Genomic DNA, 15,901 nt, shown 5'->3' on the forward strand with positions numbered 1-15,901 from the left:
CGCACGGGGGAGTGGGACAGCCCGGCGGGCCGCCTCTTCGCGTCGCGGGTCGGGGAGGTCCCGCAGACCCTCCTCGCGGTCGCCCGGCGCTACAGCGGCGCCGCGACGATCCTGCGGACGTATGCCGCGGCGCTCGCCGACGCACAGGAGGACGCCCGCTGCGCCGCCTGGCGGTTCGCCTCGGCCTCCGCCACGGTCGACGAGCTGAACCGCCGCCTGTGGTCCGGGCCGGACGAGGCCACGCGGCGCTCGCTCGAGCTCGAGCGGGTCCAGTGGCTGCCCTGCCTGGACACCGCACGGGCCGCGTGGCAGGCGGCCCGCAGCCGGCTCGACGAGGCCGACCGGCGCTGCGGAGCCGGCCTCCGAGACCTCGCCGACGACGCGATCGCCGACCCGGCGCTCTACCGGATCCTGCACCGGACGCGGACCGCCGCCACCGGGGTGTCGGCCATGGGGCTCGTCCCGACCCCGTGGACCAAGGCCGGCGGTGTCGTGGCCGGGGGAGTCTCCACGGCGGCGACCGTCGGCCTCAAGGCGCTCTACGGAGAAGGCAGCTGGAGGAGCATCGCGGGTCAGGAGGCCGTCACGGCGGGCCTCGCGGGAGCCCGGGTCCTTCGGGCCTCGAGTGCGGCCCGGGCGGTGACGCGCGACGGCGTCCGGCGACCCCTGACGACGGCCGAACGCCTCGCCATCGGGTCCAAGGAGCAGCTGTGGACGAAGGCGCCCTGGCGGCTGCCGCCCCCACCCGCCGACCCTCGGCTCGTGCGGATCCGCCCACCCGCCACCGGCGGACGGATCACCCGGACGATGACGAAGGTCCAGCGGGTCGCCGCCGACCAGTGGCGGGCGAGGGTCGCCGACGACTGGCAGAGGGCCACCCTGTCCGGGCCGGGCGGGCGGCGGCTGCTGCTCGCCGCGTGGGGAGTGGAGGGCACGACGAAGACGGCGACGAGGGTTCGCGCGCCCGCCGACCCGCACGACGACGGTCGCCGCTGAGGTCGGCCGCGAGCGGGCCCCGGCATACGATCGAGGGCATGTCTGCCGCGACCGACCCCGGGCCGCGGCGCACCTGGACCGCGGCGGATCTGCACTACCCCGACCAGCTGCCCGTCGTCGGGCGGCGTGAGGAGATCCTCGACGCGCTGCGGGACCATCAGGTCGTCGTCGTCGCGGGGGAGACCGGCTCCGGCAAGACGACCCAGCTGCCCAAGATGCTCCTGGAGGTCGGGCGCGGCCAGGCCGGCCAGATCGGCCACACCCAGCCGCGGCGGATCGCCGCCCGCTCCGTCGCCGAGCGGATGGCCGAGGAGCTGCGCACCGAGCTCGGCGACGCCGTCGGCTACCAGGTGCGCTTCACCGACCACTCGAGCGCCCGGACCCAGGTCAAGGTGATGACCGACGGCATCCTGCTCGCCGAGCTGCAGCGCGACCGCGACCTGCGCCGCTACGACGCGATCGTCATCGACGAGGCCCACGAGCGCAGCCTCAACATCGACTTCATCCTCGGCTACCTGCGCCAGCTCCTCCCGCGCCGGCCCGACCTCGCCGTCGTCGTCACCTCGGCGACGATCGACCCGCAGCGCTTCGCCGACCACTTCACCCTCGGCCCGGCCCGGCCCGTCCCGGTCATCGAGGTGTCCGGACGCACGTATCCCGTCGAGGTCCGGTACCGCCCGCTCGTCGACCCCGACCGGCCGGACGAGCCGGAGCGCGACCAGGTGACGGGCATCTGCGACGCGGTCGAGGAGCTGTGGACCGAGGCCCGCCACGGCCAGGACGAGGACATCCTCGTCTTCCTCTCCGGGGAGCGGGAGATCCGCGACGCCCACGACGCGCTCGCCGGTCTCCACCTGCCCAACACCGAGATCCTCCCGCTGTATGCCAGGCTCTCGGCCGCCGAGCAGCACCGCGTCTTCCGCCGGGCGCCCGGCCGCCGGGTCGTCCTCGCGACGAACGTCGCCGAGACCTCCCTCACCGTGCCCGGCATCCGCTACGTCGTCGACACCGGCACCGCGCGGATCTCGCGCTACAGCCAGCGGACGAAGGTGCAGCGCCTCCCGATCGAGCCGGTCTCCCAGGCGAGCGCGCTCCAGCGGTCGGGGCGGTGCGGACGGGTGAGCGACGGCGTCGCCATCCGGCTGTATGCCGAGGCCGACTTCGAGTCCCGGCCCGCCTTCACCGAGCCCGAGATCCTGCGGACCAGCCTCGCCTCGGTCATCCTCCAGATGACCTCCCTCGGCCTCGGCGACGTGCGCCGGTTCCCCTTCGTCGACGCCCCGGACGCACGGCAGGTCGCCGACGGCGTCCGTCTGCTGGAGGAGCTGGGCGCCTTCGCCGGTCCGAAAGAGGATGCCGCACAGGCGGATCCGGAAGGGCGCCCCGGGGCGAGGCGTGGGCGTGGGCGACGAGGCTCCCGGGACCGGGGCGGGGTGGGCCCGGACGGTCGGCGGCTCACGGCATACGGTCGCACCCTCGCCCGGATGCCGATCGACCCCCGGCTCGGACGCATGGTCATCGAGGCGGACCGGCTCGGCTGCACCGCGGAGGTGCTCGTCCTCGTCGCCGCCCTGTCGATCCAGGATCCGCGGGAGCGCCCGGCGGAGAAGCGGACCCAGGCCGACCAGGCACATGCCCGGTTCCGGCAGGAGAACAGCGACTTCGCCACCCTCCTCGCCCTGTGGGACTACCTGCGGGACCGCCAGAAGGCGTTGTCCGGCAGCGCGTTCCGCCGGATGTGCGTCGCCGAGTACCTCCACTACCTGCGGGTGAGGGAGTGGCAGGACGTCCACGCACAGCTCCGTCGCACCTGCAAGGACGTCCGGATCGACCCCTCACGACGGACCTCGCGCGAGGACGGCACCCCCGATCTCGACCTCGTCCATCGGGCGCTCCTCGCCGGCCTGCTGTCCCACGTCGGACTCCGCGACGAGGCGCGCCGCGACTACCAGGGAGCCCGCGGAGCGCGGTTCTCCATCTCGCCCGGGTCCGCGCTGTTCCGGCGACAGCCGGACTACGTCATGGCGGCCGAGCTCGTCGAGACGACGAAGGTGTGGGCCCGGACCACCGCTCGCATCGACCCACGGTGGGCCGAGGAGGCGGGGGCCCACGTCGTCAAACGGTCGTACAGCGAGCCGCGCTGGTCGCGGAGGCAGGGCGCGGCCGTCGCGACGGAGCGGGTGACGCTCTACGGCGTGCCCCTCGTCGCGGACCGGACGGTCCAGCTCGGGAGGATCGACGCCGGCCTCGCCCGCGAGCTGTTCATCCGGCACGCCCTCGTCGAGGGGGACTGGGACACCAGGCACGCGTTCTGGCGCCGCAACGAGCAGCTCGTCCGCCGGCTCATTGCCCTCGAGGAGCGCGCTCGCAGAAGGGATCTCGTCGTCGACGACGAGATCCTCCTCGCCTTCTACGACGAGCGGCTGCCGGCCGAAGTCGTGTCGGCCCGGCACTTCGACACGTGGTGGAAGGGCGCCTCGCGCGAGCAGCCGCACCTGCTCGACCTCACCGAGGAGCTGCTCACCCGGGGCGACGCCGACCGTGTCTCGGCGGACGACTATCCGCGCGCCTGGCGCCAGGGTGACCTCGAACTGCGCCTGTCCTACCAGTTCGAGCCCGGGCACGACGACGACGGCGTGACGGTCCACGTGCCCCTCGAGGTGCTCAACCAGGTGGAGGACGTGGGGTTCGACTGGCAGGTTCCTGGGCTTCGGGAGGACCTCGCCGTCGCCCTCGTCCGGGCCCTGCCCAAGTCGACGCGGCGTGCCTTCGTCCCCGTCCCCGACCATGCGCGGACCGCCCTACGGGTCGTCGGCGACCGGCGGGACGAGCCGTTCACCACAGCGCTTGCCGACGGGCTCCGCACGACGACGGGCATCCGCGTGCCGCCGGAGGAATGGGACGTCGCGCGGGTGCCGCCTCATCTGCGGATGCGGTTCGTCGTCGAGGACGGCCGGCGACGGGTCGTCGGGTCGGGGCGGGATCTCACCCTCCTCAAGGAGGAGCTGGCGGGCCACGTCCAGCACCGGATCTCCCGCGTCGGCGCGCAGATCGAGCGGGTCGGCCTGACGACCTGGGACATCGGGGAGCTGCCGACGCACTGGGAGGGGCGGGCGGGACGGCATACGGTCCAAGGGTTCCCGGCCCTCGTCGACCGAGGGAGCACTGTCGACCTGCGGATCGTGCCCGACGAGCCGGCGGCTGCCGCGCTCACCCGCCGCGGCGTCCGGCGCCTGCTGCTCCTCGCGACGAGCCCGCCGTGGAAGCGCGTGCTCGCCGGACTCTCCAACGCCGACAAGCTCGCCCTCGCGCGCAACCCGCACGGCAGCGTCCCCGCGCTCCTCGAGGACGCCCTCGCCTGCGCCGTCGACGCCATCGTCGCCGAGTACGTCGGCGACGTCCGGACGAGGGAGCAGTTCGACGAGGCCCTCGGCAAGGTCCGCGCGCATGTCGCGCCGCGGGTCCTCCAGGTGCTCACCGCGGTGCAGCCCGTCCTCGACGAGGCCGCCGCGGTCGACCGCCGACTCGGCGCGCTGACGGCCACGGCGAGTCCACCGCGCTGGCTCGCGGCGACCCTCGCCGACGTGCGGGCCCAGCGGGAGAGCCTCGTCCGTCCGGGGTTCGTCGCCGACACGGGGCTCGCCCGGCTCCCCGACGTCGCCCGGTACCTCCGTGCCGCCGGCGTCCGGCTGGACCGGGCCATGACGAACGCCCGCGAGCCGGTGCTCCAGGAGTCCGTCGACCGGGTGGAGGGCGTGTATGCCGACCTCGTCGAGGAGCTCGGTCCGGACACTCCGGAGGCATCGAGCGATCCCGTCCGGGACCTCGCGTGGATGATCGAGGAGCTGCGTGTCTCGCTCTTCGCGCAGTCGCTCGGGACGGCATACCCCGTCTCGGAGAAGCGCGTCCTCGCCGCCGTCGCTGCCGCCCGGTGACGGCCCGGCCCGGACCGCTGCGCCACCGTCACGCGTCGTCGTACTCTCGGCTGCCCGTCATCTCGGCGCGGGGCCGGGCGGCCGTCCCGGCAGGCGGGCCGGGCGTGGATGTGTCGTGACCGTGAGGGCTGAGGGGGTGCGGTGGAGGATGCGGACGAGGACTCCCGCGGCGAGGATGAGGACGCCGGCGACGGCGGCGACACCGGGCCATGCGGCGCGGGTCCAGGCGGTGGTGCCGAGATTCCCGAAGACCGAGGAGCCGAGGTAGTAGGCGCAGAGGTAGAAGGCAGCCGCTTGTCCGGTGCTGACGCCGACGGCATGGGCACGGACGGTGACCCAGCCGCTGGCGAGGCCGTGCATACCGAAGAAGCCGATGACGAGTAGCGCGAGACCGGCGATGATGGCGGGCAGGGCGGGGACGAGGGTGAGCAGGACGCCGGCGAGGGCGATCGCGCAGGCGATGGGGATGACGGTGCGGCGGCCCCATCGGTCCGCGAGGCTCCCCGCGGTGCCGGAGCTGACGCTGCCCAACACGTAGGTGAGGTAGAGCAGGCCGATGAAGCCGACGTCGAGTCCGAACGGCGCGGCGACGAGGCGGAAGCCGAGGGCGTTGAAGACGGCGATCGTGGCCCCCATGCCGCAGGCTCCGACTCCGTAGAGCGCGAGGAGGGCGGGGTCCCGGAGGGTCTTCCCGGCCATCCCGGCGAGACTGCGCAGGCGAGGCTCGGCCGGGACGAAGCCCCGCGATCGGGGAAGGAGGACGAGGACGAGCACCGTGCACACCAGCGCCAGGGCGGCGGCGGCCGCGAGTGCCCAGCGCCAGCCGACGGCATCGGCGACGGGCGCGGTCAGGAGCCTGCTGGCCATGCCTCCCAGGGCGGTCCCACCGACATAGAGGCCCGCGGCGCGGCCGTGGGCCGAGGCGTGGAGCTCCTCCTGCAGGTAGGAGGTCGCGACGGCAGGCAGGCCCGCGATCACGACTCCCAGCAGCAGCCGCAGGCCGAGGAGCATCGACCAGGACGGGGCGAGTGCGCACAGCGCGGACACGATCGTGGCCGCGATGAGGGAGAAGCGGATGAGGCGGGTGCGGCCGATGATCTCCGAGAGCGGCCCGGCGACCAACAGCGCCACCGCGAGGGTCGCGGTGGTCAGGGAGACCGACAGGGTGCTCTGCTCCGGCGTGAGACGGAATGACGCGGCGAGCTCGGTCAGCACCGCCTGCGTGTCATACATCAGCACGAACGTCGCGAGGCCGGCGGCGAACAGGGCGACGAGGACTCGGCGATATCCGTCCGTCCCCGGCAGGTAGCCCGCGTGTCGCGACGCGCCCTCCAGGACCGGTGTGCTGCCCATGCCCTCCAGCCTGTCCAGCCAGGTGTCATACGTCCAATGCACGAGGCAGCGCAGAGTCATGCGTCATGGGTATGATGAGGACACATGTTGATCCGTGATCTCTCCTGGCTGACGGCGCTTGCGGAGTACGGCCAGGTCACGGATACCGCCGCGATCCTGCGCGTCAGCCAGCCCACGCTGTCGCGCGCCCTGGCACGGATCGAGGGCGAACTGGGTGCGCCCCTGTTCGAACGGACCTCGTCCGGGGTCGAGGTCACCCCGGACGGCGAGGTCGCGGTCGCCGCGGCTCGCTCGATCCTCGCGACCTACACCCGACTGATGGAGGAGCTCGCCGCCCGGCATGACCCCGACACGGGTGTCGTGCGGCTCGCGTTCCTCGACTCGTTGGCCACGAGCCTGGTCCCCGGTCTGCTGCGAGGATTCCACGCCCAGGCGCCAGGGATCCGGATCCAGCTCACTCAGGAACCGGCCCACGAGATGCTGCGCGACGTCGACCGGGGGAGCATCGAGCTGGCGATCACCTCGGACCGGCCCGACGGCGACTTCGGCTGGCATCCGCTCCAGGACGAACGCCTGGTCGCCATCGTCCCGCCCACGCACCGACTCGTGCGGCGTCGACGGATCGACCTGGCCGAGCTCGCCGACGACCCGCTGATCACCACACCCGTCGGCTTCGGCTACCGCCACCTGCTCGACGGCCTCCTGCGCGACGCGGGCATCGCACCACCGATCACCTTCGAGTCGGCCGACCTGGTCACCATCGAAGGGCTCGTCGCGGCCGGCCTCGGCGTCAGCGTCGTCCCCGAGCAGCTCGCCGCCCACACCGGCTCCGTGCCGCTGCGGCTGACCACCCGCGAGGCACGGCGAACCATCGGCGTGACCTGGCGCACCGACCGGACGTTGCTGCCCCCGGCCGGCCGATTCCTCGCCTACCTCCAGGACAACGCCGTACCGCCACGACCGGACGACTCCGGCGCGACGATGTCGGAGACGGGGACGGCCCACGGGGCCTCGACCTGAGCGAGCCTAGGAGGCGATCTCCTCGCCCAGGTAGGCGGCCCGGATCCGGTCGTCGGACAGCAGCTTCTCGCCGCTGCCGGACAGCACGATCTCGCCGGTCTCCAGGACGTAGCCCCGGTTGGCGATGGCCAGGGCCTGGGCGGCGTTCTGCTCGACGAGCAGCACGGTGACGCCGCTGTCGTTGATCTCCCGGATGATGTCGAAGATCTGCTGCACGACGAGCGGGGCCAGGCCCATGGAGGGCTCGTCGAGCAGGAGCAGCCGGGGCTTGCCCATGAGGGCCCGGCCGATGGCCAGCATCTGCTGCTCGCCGCCGGACAGGGTCCCGGCCAACTGCTTGTAGCGCTCCTGCAGCCGGGGGAAGAGCTCGAGGACCCGGGCGAGGACCTTCTCGTCCGGCTTCTTGAACCGGAAGGCCCCCATCTCGAGGTTCTCAGCGACCGACATCGTCGGGAAGACCCGCCGGCCCTCCGGGACGTGGCAGATCCCGAGGTTGATCAGCTCGTGGGCGGGCACACCGTCTATCCGCAGGCCGTCGAGGCGGATCTCGCCGTGGACCGGCCGCAGCATGCCGGACACCGTCTTCTGGGTCGTCGTCTTGCCCGCGCCGTTGGCACCGAGGAGCGCGACGACCTCGCCCTCCTTGACGGTGAACGAGACGCCCTTGAGCGCCCGGATCGCGCCGTAGCGGACCTCGATGTCGTCGACCTCGAGCATGTCGCTCATCGGGACTCCTCCTCGGTGCTCGTCGTCGGGTCGAAACTCGTGCCGTCCGGCTCCGTCGACTCGGCGAGCGACGTCATGCCTTCGGTCTCGTCGGCGATGAGCTCCAGCTCGGGCTGGGCCTCGGCCTGGGCCTCCGCCTCCTCGGCCGACGTGCCGAGGTAGGCGGCGATGACGGCGGGGTTGCGCTGGATCTCCTCGGGCAGCCCCTCGGCGATCTTGCTGCCGAAGTTGAGGACGATGAGCCGGTCCGCCACCGACATGACGAGCTTCATGTCGTGCTCGATGAGCAGGACCGAGATGCCGAGCTCGCGGTTGATGAGCCGGATGAGGTCGGCGAGGTCGCGCTTCTCGACGGGGTTGGTCCCGGCGGCCGGCTCGTCGAGGAGGATGACGCCGGGGTCGGTGCCGAGGGCGCGGGCGATCTCCAACCGCCGCTGCTCGCCGTAGGCCAGCGATCCGGCGAGGTTGTTGGCCCGGTTGACCAGGCCCACGAGCTTGAGCAGGTCGTATGCCCTCTGCGTGCTCTCCCGCTCCTCGCGCCGCTGGTTGGGCAGGCCGAGCATCGAGGCGATGGGCCCGGCCTTCATCCGCGTCTCGATGCCGACCTTGACGTTCTCCAGGGCGGTGAGGGCGGGGAAGAGGCGGATGTTCTGGAAGGTCCGCGCCACGCCCATGTGGTTGATGACGTGGGTCTTCTTCCCGATGACCGTCTGCGGCGCGTCGCCGGTCCGGCCCGCGAGGGTGATGGACCCCTCCTGCGGCGTGTAGACGCCGGTCAGGGAGTTGAACAGCGACGTCTTGCCGGCTCCGTTGGGGCCGATGACCGCGAGGATCTCGTCGCGGTACATCCGCAGCGACACGTCGTTGATCGAGGTGACGCCGCCGAACCGGAGGGTGATGTGGTTGACGTCGAAGACGATCTCGCGACCCTCCGAAGGGGAAACGGCGGGAGTCTCGGTGGTGGCGGTCATCGGCCTCCTCCCATCCCCTCGCCGGCGGGCACGGCTCTGGTCTCCTCGCGCGGCTGGTCGTCCAGGCCGTGCAACTCGGCCGCGCGACGCTTGGCCGGGATGAGGCCCTGCGGGCGGAAGATCATCATGAGCAGGATGACGGCGCCGATCCACATCTGCCGGTCCTCGGCGGGCACCTGGTCCTTGAGGAACTCCGGAAGCCAGGTGAGCACCGCCGCCCCGGCCATCGCGCCGGGGAGGGAGCCCATGCCGCCGAACACGACGTAGGCGACGACGAGGATGGAGTTGTTGAGGATGAAGTTGTCCGGGTTGATGTAGCCGATCTGGCTCGCGAAGAACACGCCGGCCACACCCGACGTCGACGCGCCGATGGCGAAGGCGAGCAGCTTCACCCGGACGGTGTTGACACCTGAGGCCTGGGCGGCCACCTCGTCCTCGCGGATCGCGGCCCACGCCCGGCCGAGCCGGGACTGCTCGAGCCGGTTGAAGAGCAGGACGGTCACGCCGATGAGGACGAGCAGGAGGTACCAGTACTGCAGCGAGCTCGATCCCCAGTCGATGTGGAGCGGGCCGAGGTGGATCGAGGGCTGGGGGATGCCGAAGGCGCCACGCGGGCCGTTGGTGAAGTTGGCCGGGTTGTTGATGGCGACGAGGCGGATGATCTCGCCGAAGCCGAGGGTCACGATGGCGAGGTAGTCGCCGCGCAACCGGAGGGTCGGGAAGCCGAGCGCCACGCCGGCGATCAGACAGATGACGATGGCGAACGGGATGGCCGCGAGGGGTGGAAGGCGCAGCCATTCCGGCGGCGTGATGGGCAGCGCTCCGACGAGGTAGGCCGTCGTGTAGGAGCCGATGGCGTAGAAGGCGATGAAGCCGAGGTCGAGCAGCCCGGCCCAGCCGACGACGACGTTGAGGCCGATCGCGAGGAGGACGTAGATGCCGATCTCGCTGACGATGACCTTCTGCCAGAACTCGGTCGCGGTCGGCGGGTAGAAGAGCGCGGCCGCCACGACGAGGAGGACGAGGGCCTTGCCCATCCCGGGCACCTGCCGCGCCTGCCCGACGATGTCGGAGCCGAGGTCGCTGAGCTTTCCGACCTTCACGTCGTGCGCGACGGACAGGACGATGTACCCGGCTCCGGCGAGGATGGTGAAGGCCGCCGCGGCGAACCAGCCGCCGCCGCCGAGGTTCTGCCACGCCCCGCTCGCGCCGTCGAAGCCGGACTTCGCGCCGAGGCTGCTCGTGCTGTAGAGCGTCATGAGCGTGAGGACCGCGCCGACGATGCCGACGACCGCCGTGGCCCACGCGATCCGCGTGTCACGGCGCAGGCAGCCGAGGACGGCGAGCACGGCGGCGACGACGAACAGGAGGTACCCGAGCCAGGACAGGTAGGCCTGGGAGAGCGGGGCGAGACCGTGCCCGCTGAAGAAGGACGCCGTGTCGACGAGGGTGAGGTCCTCGTTCTGCGGCGAGAACCACGTCGCGACGCCGAGGGAGACGAGGCCGACGACGATGCCGACGGCGGCGAGGGGCATACCGGGCCGCCAGGCGAACACCCGGTCGATGAAGCCCTTCGTGTCGGCGGTCTCGGTGCGTCGGAGGGCGCAGGCCGCGCACGCCGCTGCGATCGCGAGGTAGCCGAGGAGCGCCACGAGCGCGCCCGTCGAGTGGTCGGGGGTCTGCAGAAGGGACACGACCCGGCCCTGGCTGAAGAAGGCCCAGAGGCCGACGACGACCGCGAGGCCCGCTCCGACCCACGCGACGGCCCGTTGACCGGTGAAGATCGCATACGCCGCCACGACGACCACGACGATGAGGGCGGCCCACGCGACACCCGTCGTGAAGTAGGCCCGGGCGAACGGCGCGAGCTGCGGGGTGTCGGCGGCCTTGCCGGCGAGCGTCCCGAACTTGCCGTTGCCGACGACGGAGGAGTCGCTCCACTTCAGCAGGGTCTGGGACACCGCGACGGAGAGCAGGCCGACGAACAGCGGCCGGATGCCCGGTCGGATGAGGAAGTGCTCGATGCGCGGCCAGAAGGTGATCGCGAGGAAGACGAGGATCCCGATGCCGAGGAAGATGAGGATGCGGGGGAGCGCGACGGCCTCGCGGAAGGCCAGCCCGAAGTCCTGCTGGGTCCCCTCCTGCTCGCCGATCATGAGGGCGAGGACGAAGCCGAGGGCGAGACACGCGACGAACCGTCGCACGTGCGGGTTGTGGACGACGCCGCTCGGCGGCTTGATGGCGTAGGGCGTCGGGCCCTGCGACGGGGTGGGCGTGTCGGTCGTCGCGGCGCTCATGCGGCCCTCCCGAGCTTCTCGCCGAGGATGCCGGTGGGCCGCAGGACGAGGACGAGGATGAGGACGACGAAGGCGACGACGTCGGTCCACTGGATGCCGATCCAGGCCTGTCCGCCGTTCCACGGTGCCGTCGGGACGAGGTTCTCCACGACGCCGAGGAGCAGTCCGCCGATCATCGCGCCGCGGATGTTGCCGATGCCGCCGAGGACGGCGGCGGCGAAGGCCTTGACCCCGGGGATGAAGCCCATCGTGTTGGAGAAGACGAAAGCGGTGCCGAACAGGAATCCGGCGGCTCCCCCGAGGGCGCCGCCGATGATGAAGGTGCGAGAGATCGTCTTGTCGATGTCGATGCCCATGAGGGCGGCCGTCGGCGCGTCCTCCGCGACCCCTCGGATGCTCGACCCGAGCTTCGTGCCGTTGACGAGCCGGTCGAGGCCGATCATGAGGACGAGGGCGCTGACGATGACGATGAGCTGGATCCACGACACGCTCGCCCCGCCGATGTGGAGCGCCGCGCCGTTGGCGTTGAAGTAGGTGGGGAACTGGTTCTGCGACAGCCGGTTGAACAGTTTCCCGGCGAGCTGGGAGAGGAAGAAGGAGGCGCCGATGGCGCTGATGAGGAACGCCAGCTTGGGCGCCCCCCGCTCGCGCAGTGGTCGGTATGCGACGCGCTCCAGTGCCCACGCGACGAACGCGCCGACGGCCGCGCCGGACCCCAGGCCGATGAGGAGGACCCCCACCGTGGCATACCAGGGCAGGTTGTGATGGCTCCCGACGACGCCGCTCACGACGAGGTAGGAGCCGAAGGCACCCGACATGAACACCTCGCTGTGGGCGAAGTTGATCAGCTGGAGGACGCCGTAGACGAGGGTGTAGCCCAGCGCGATGAGGGCGTACATCGACCCTCGGGTCAGACCGAGGATGAGGTAGTTGAGGAAGTCGGTCATGGCAGGGCCTCTCCGGGGCGCGGTCTGCGAGATGGGAGGGATGAGGCATGACCGGGGGTCTGCGCCGACCGGTCGGTCGGCGCAGACCCCCAGCTGTCACCAGTCACGGGTGGACCGGTGTCTGGTCGTTCAGCTCGCCTTCGTGATGTCCCCGAGCGAGACGATCTTGCCGTCCTTCTGCTCGTAGAGGTTGACGGTGCCGGAGCCCTTCGCGAGGTCGCCGTCGGTGCCGAACTTGATGTGCCCGGTGATGCCCTCGTAGTCGGTCTTGTTGACCTGCTCGTTGACGGTCGCGCGGGTCACCGAGCCGGCCGCCTTGGCCGCCTTGATGGCGTTGATGAGGATGTTCGTCGCGTCGTAGGCCTCGGGGGAGTACGTCGACGGCGGCGTGTTGAACATCTTCTGGTATGCCGCGGTGAAGTCCTTCGCGGACGGGGCCACCGTCGCGTCCTGGCAGCCGCAGCTGAAGTAGAAGCCGTTGCCGGCCGCGCCGGCGCCCTCGGTGAAGACCGAGGACTTCACGCCGTTCCCGGCCATCCGGATGCCCTTGTAGCCGACGGCCGTGAGGGCCTTGGTGAACAGCGCGCCCTGGGCGTCGTAGCCGGCGTAGAACACGGCGTCGGCGCCGGAGTTCTTCACGGTCTGGGAGATGGCGCCGTAGTCGGTCGTCTTCGCGTCGACACCCTGGTGCTGGACGGTGACGCCCTTGGCCTTGAGCTCCTTGATGACCGCCGCGGCGACACCGGAGCCGTAGTCGGACAGGTCGTCGACGACGAAGACCTTCTTCGCCTTCTTCGCGAGCCAGTCGGCGGCCGCCGGGCCCTCGGCGAAGTCGTTGGGGTTGACGCGGTGCCACGTCTTGAAGCCGAGCGTCTGGAGCGTGCCGTTGCTCGCCGACGGGTTGACGATCGCGAGACCGGCGTCGCCGAAGGTCTTGCCGACCGCCTTCGTCGTCCCGGAGAACGACGGGCCGATGACGCCCATGACCGTGTTGTCCTGGAGGATCTGGGCGGCCGCGGCGGGCGCCTTCGACGGGTCGCCCACGTCGTCGGCCTTGAGCAGCTTGAGGGTGAAGCCGAGGTCGCCCTTCTGGTTGGCCTGGTCGACGGCGAGCTGGGCGGCGTTGACCTCGTTGATGCCCAGCTGGGCGTTGTCGCCCGAGAGGGGCCCCTCGAACGCGACGGTGTAGGTCGCGCCTCCGCCACCGCCCGAGGACGAACCGCCGGACAGGCCGCCGCTGTCATTGGAGTTCGAGCAGGCCCCGAGGGCCGTGGTGGCCGCGAGGCCGAGGACGGCGACGCTGACCAGGTTGCGAGTCCGCATCAAGGTGTTCCTCCGTAGAGTTTTCGGTGACCGCCGCAGCGGTCCGGGTCCCCGGCGGCAGGACGTGCCGACAGCCGGGCGTACGGCCCCGGTGCGAGGCCGGCTGGAGGGAACCTTCACTCATCGACGGAGGGGTGTCAAGCACTTCGGCAAAGGTGTGACCATTGGTTTGCCAACCGTGACATCGCGGCAAGTCGGTGGTCGTGACCGCCAGGTTCCGGGAAGATTTCCGTGACGGTCGATCATTTCCCGCAATCCGGGCGACGGCCGGCGCGCCGGGGGAATGGTCGGTGGCCCCTCAGGCGTTGTACGGAGGTCATGGCACAGATCCTGGAGGACCCATGCTGAATCCCTCTGATCTCTACCGGTTCGAGGTCGACGGCGCGCCCGAGCGCCGCCCGGGCGCGCTGTTCGTCGCGCTGGGCGGCTTCATGGACGCCGGCGCCATCCAGCGCATCCTCGCGACCCACCTGCTCCAGACCAGCGATGCCCAGGTCGTCGCGTCCTTCGATGTCGACCAGGTCCTGGACTACCGCGGCCGGCGACCGCCGATGGTCTTCGACGGCGACCACTGGGCCTCCTACGACGACCCGGCCATGCTTCTGCACCGGCTGACCGACCGGGACGGCACGACCTACTACATCCTCGAGGGCCCCGAGCCGGACTACCAGTGGGAGCGGATGGTCGAGGCTGTCCGCGAGGTCATCCGCGTCCTCGGCATCTCCCTCGTCGTCACGACCCACGGCATCCCCATGGGCGTCCCTCACACCCGGCCGGTCGGGTTCACCGCGCACGGGACGGACCGGTCGCTCCTCGGCGGGCGTGAGTCGCCCTTCGGTCGCGTCGAGGTGCCGGGCAGCTTCGCCGCGCTGCTCGAGCTGCGGCTCGGCGAGGCGGGGCAGCAGGCGGTCGGCTTCGCGGTCCACGTTCCCCACTACCTCGCCCAGGGTCACTTCGCCGAGGGCGCGCTCGCCGCGCTCAACGCCGTCGCGGGCGTCACGGGGCTCAACCTCCCCAACGACGAGCTCGTGCGGCTCGCCGGCGAGGGCCGCGCCGCGATCGACGAGGCCGTCGCCGGCTCGGACGAGGTCCGTCAGGTCGTCGGCGCCCTCGAGGAGCAGTACGACGCCTTCGTCGAGGGGCAGCGACGCCAGAGCCTCCTCGCGACGGAGAGCGGCTCGCTGCCCTCCGCCGACGAGATCGGTGCCGAGTTCGAGCAGTTCCTCCGCTCGGTGACCGGCGAGGACGACGGGCCCCAGGCCTGACGCAGCACCTCAGTCCTTGGCCTCCGACCAGCGGTGGACAACCGAGGTGTCCGCGACGAACCGGACGTCGGTGGAGCCGGTCCAGCGACGTGCCGCGTCGGTGAGTGCGGTGCCGACGATCCCCACGACGTCACGGGCCCCATCGGCGGGCACGTGGACGAGCAGCTCGTCGTGGAGGCACAGGACGATGTGGGCCGGCGTGCCGGCGAGGGCCGCACGGACCGTCGCGGCCCAGGCCTTGAACAGCTCCGCGGCGGACCCCTGGATGACGGCGTTGCGGGCGAACCGCCCCCGTGCCGCATCCATCGCCGGGTTGCTGCCGACGGGATGCTCCTCGGCGGCGAAGGCCGTCGGCACGAGCCGGCCACCGAAGGTGCGGACCGGCTCCCCGCGCGTCCCCGCGGCATACGCGGCGTCGAGGTGGGCCATCGCGACGGGGTAGGCGTGCTCGAGCCCGCTGAGGGCCTGCCCGGCCGCTCCGCTGCGCTGGCCGTACATGGCGGCGAGCACGGCCACCTTCGCGATCGGACGCTCGACCCCCAACCGGGCGGCGACCGGGGCGTAGAGGTCGTCCGCCCGGGTCGCCGCGGCGAAGGCCGCGTCGCCCGAGACGGCCGCGAGGACGCGCGGCTCGATCTGCCCGAGGTCCGCCCGGACGAGGACGTGGCCCTCGGCGGCGGCGACCGCCGACCGCAGGGCGACGGGCAGGTTGTGCAGGCCGTTCTGCGCCGTCATCCGCCCGGCGGCACCGTCGCACGCCGTCCATCCGCCGCGGAGCCGGTCGTCCGCGCCGACGTGGGCGTCGAGCCAGGCGTAGCCGTACGTCGTCGCGACCCGCTCGTCGGCGCGCCACCGCAGGAGCGCGTCGACGAGCGGCGAGGTCGCGCGATAGGGCTCGAGGACGTGCTTGCGGGTCGTCGGCACGTCGATGCCCGCCGACGCGAGGAGGGCGCGCACCTGCGCCGGGTTGCGCAGGTCGGTGGCGCCGCCGGTCGGCGCCAGACGGAGGACGACCGCGTCACGCTCCGCCCGGATGCGGCGCGCGTCGGCCTCGTCGGTGGGGCGCGG

General features: G+C 71.8%; 11 protein-coding genes. 4 read left to right on the top strand and 7 right to left on the bottom strand.

What is annotated here, in order from left to right; translation table 11 throughout:
* Together BN12_RS25095 and hrpA are read left to right on the top strand one after the other, a co-directional pair.
* A partial coding sequence (locus tag BN12_RS25095) for a hypothetical protein (protein WP_048552033.1) occupies nucleotides 1–996 on the top strand: 996 nt, incomplete at its 5' end.
* Nucleotides 997–1,034: 38 nt separating this feature from the next.
* A complete protein-coding gene (hrpA, locus tag BN12_RS09705; RefSeq protein ID WP_048552035.1) occupies nucleotides 1,035–4,931 on the top strand; it encodes an ATP-dependent RNA helicase HrpA in 3,897 nt (1,298 codons plus the stop codon).
* 57 nt (nucleotides 4,932–4,988) lie between these two features.
* Here hrpA and BN12_RS09710 read toward each other — a convergent pair whose 3' ends face one another.
* Complete coding sequence (locus BN12_RS09710) at nucleotides 4,989–6,344, bottom strand: MFS transporter (protein WP_235432360.1); 1,356 nt, start codon at nucleotides 6,342–6,344, stop codon at nucleotides 4,989–4,991.
* A 24-nt stretch (nucleotides 6,345–6,368) separates the two neighbouring features.
* On the opposite strand from BN12_RS09710, the gene BN12_RS09715 reads away from it, so the two are divergent.
* On the top strand, nucleotides 6,369–7,304 hold the full coding sequence (locus tag BN12_RS09715; protein WP_083454539.1) for a LysR family transcriptional regulator: 936 nt from the start codon (nucleotides 6,369–6,371) through the stop codon (nucleotides 7,302–7,304).
* Between the two features lie 6 nt (nucleotides 7,305–7,310).
* On the opposite strand, the gene BN12_RS09720 is transcribed toward BN12_RS09715, so the two are convergent.
* The 5 genes from BN12_RS09720 to BN12_RS09740 all read right to left on the bottom strand — a co-directional run bounded on the left by BN12_RS09720 (nucleotide 7,311) and on the right by BN12_RS09740 (nucleotide 13,568).
* Entirely contained in the window at nucleotides 7,311–8,021 is a 711-nt protein-coding gene (locus BN12_RS09720) for an ABC transporter ATP-binding protein (protein ID WP_268807027.1), read from the bottom strand.
* A gap of 5 nt (nucleotides 8,022–8,026) precedes the next feature.
* Nucleotides 8,027–9,001, bottom strand: a complete 975-nt coding sequence (locus tag BN12_RS09725; protein ID WP_083454540.1) for an ABC transporter ATP-binding protein — start codon at nucleotides 8,999–9,001, stop codon at nucleotides 8,027–8,029.
* A complete protein-coding gene (locus BN12_RS25775; RefSeq protein ID WP_053079995.1) occupies nucleotides 8,998–11,298 on the bottom strand; it encodes a branched-chain amino acid ABC transporter permease in 2,301 nt (766 codons plus the stop codon). Before BN12_RS25775 ends, BN12_RS09725 begins: the two co-directional genes overlap by 4 nt.
* Nucleotides 11,295–12,245, bottom strand: coding sequence for a branched-chain amino acid ABC transporter permease (locus BN12_RS09735; protein WP_048552039.1), 951 nt, complete (start codon nucleotides 12,243–12,245; stop codon nucleotides 11,295–11,297). The genes BN12_RS25775 and BN12_RS09735 overlap by 4 nt, the downstream gene beginning before the upstream one ends.
* Before the next feature lie 129 nt (nucleotides 12,246–12,374).
* Complete coding sequence (locus BN12_RS09740) at nucleotides 12,375–13,568, bottom strand: branched-chain amino acid ABC transporter substrate-binding protein (protein WP_048552041.1); 1,194 nt, start codon at nucleotides 13,566–13,568, stop codon at nucleotides 12,375–12,377.
* Nucleotides 13,569–13,909: 341 nt separating this feature from the next.
* Between BN12_RS09740 and BN12_RS09745 the strand changes: the two genes are divergently transcribed.
* On the top strand, nucleotides 13,910–14,833 hold the full coding sequence (locus BN12_RS09745) for a PAC2 family protein (RefSeq protein ID WP_048552043.1): 924 nt from the start codon (nucleotides 13,910–13,912) through the stop codon (nucleotides 14,831–14,833).
* A 9-nt stretch (nucleotides 14,834–14,842) separates the two neighbouring features.
* On the opposite strand, the gene BN12_RS09750 is transcribed toward BN12_RS09745, so the two are convergent.
* Nucleotides 14,843–15,901: DNA polymerase (locus tag BN12_RS09750; RefSeq protein WP_048556235.1), on the bottom strand; the 1,059-nt coding region annotated here is incomplete at its 5' end.

It is taken from the genome of Nostocoides japonicum T1-X7 (assembly GCF_001046855.1).
GTDB lineage: Bacteria > Actinomycetota > Actinomycetes > Actinomycetales > Dermatophilaceae > Nostocoides > Nostocoides japonicum.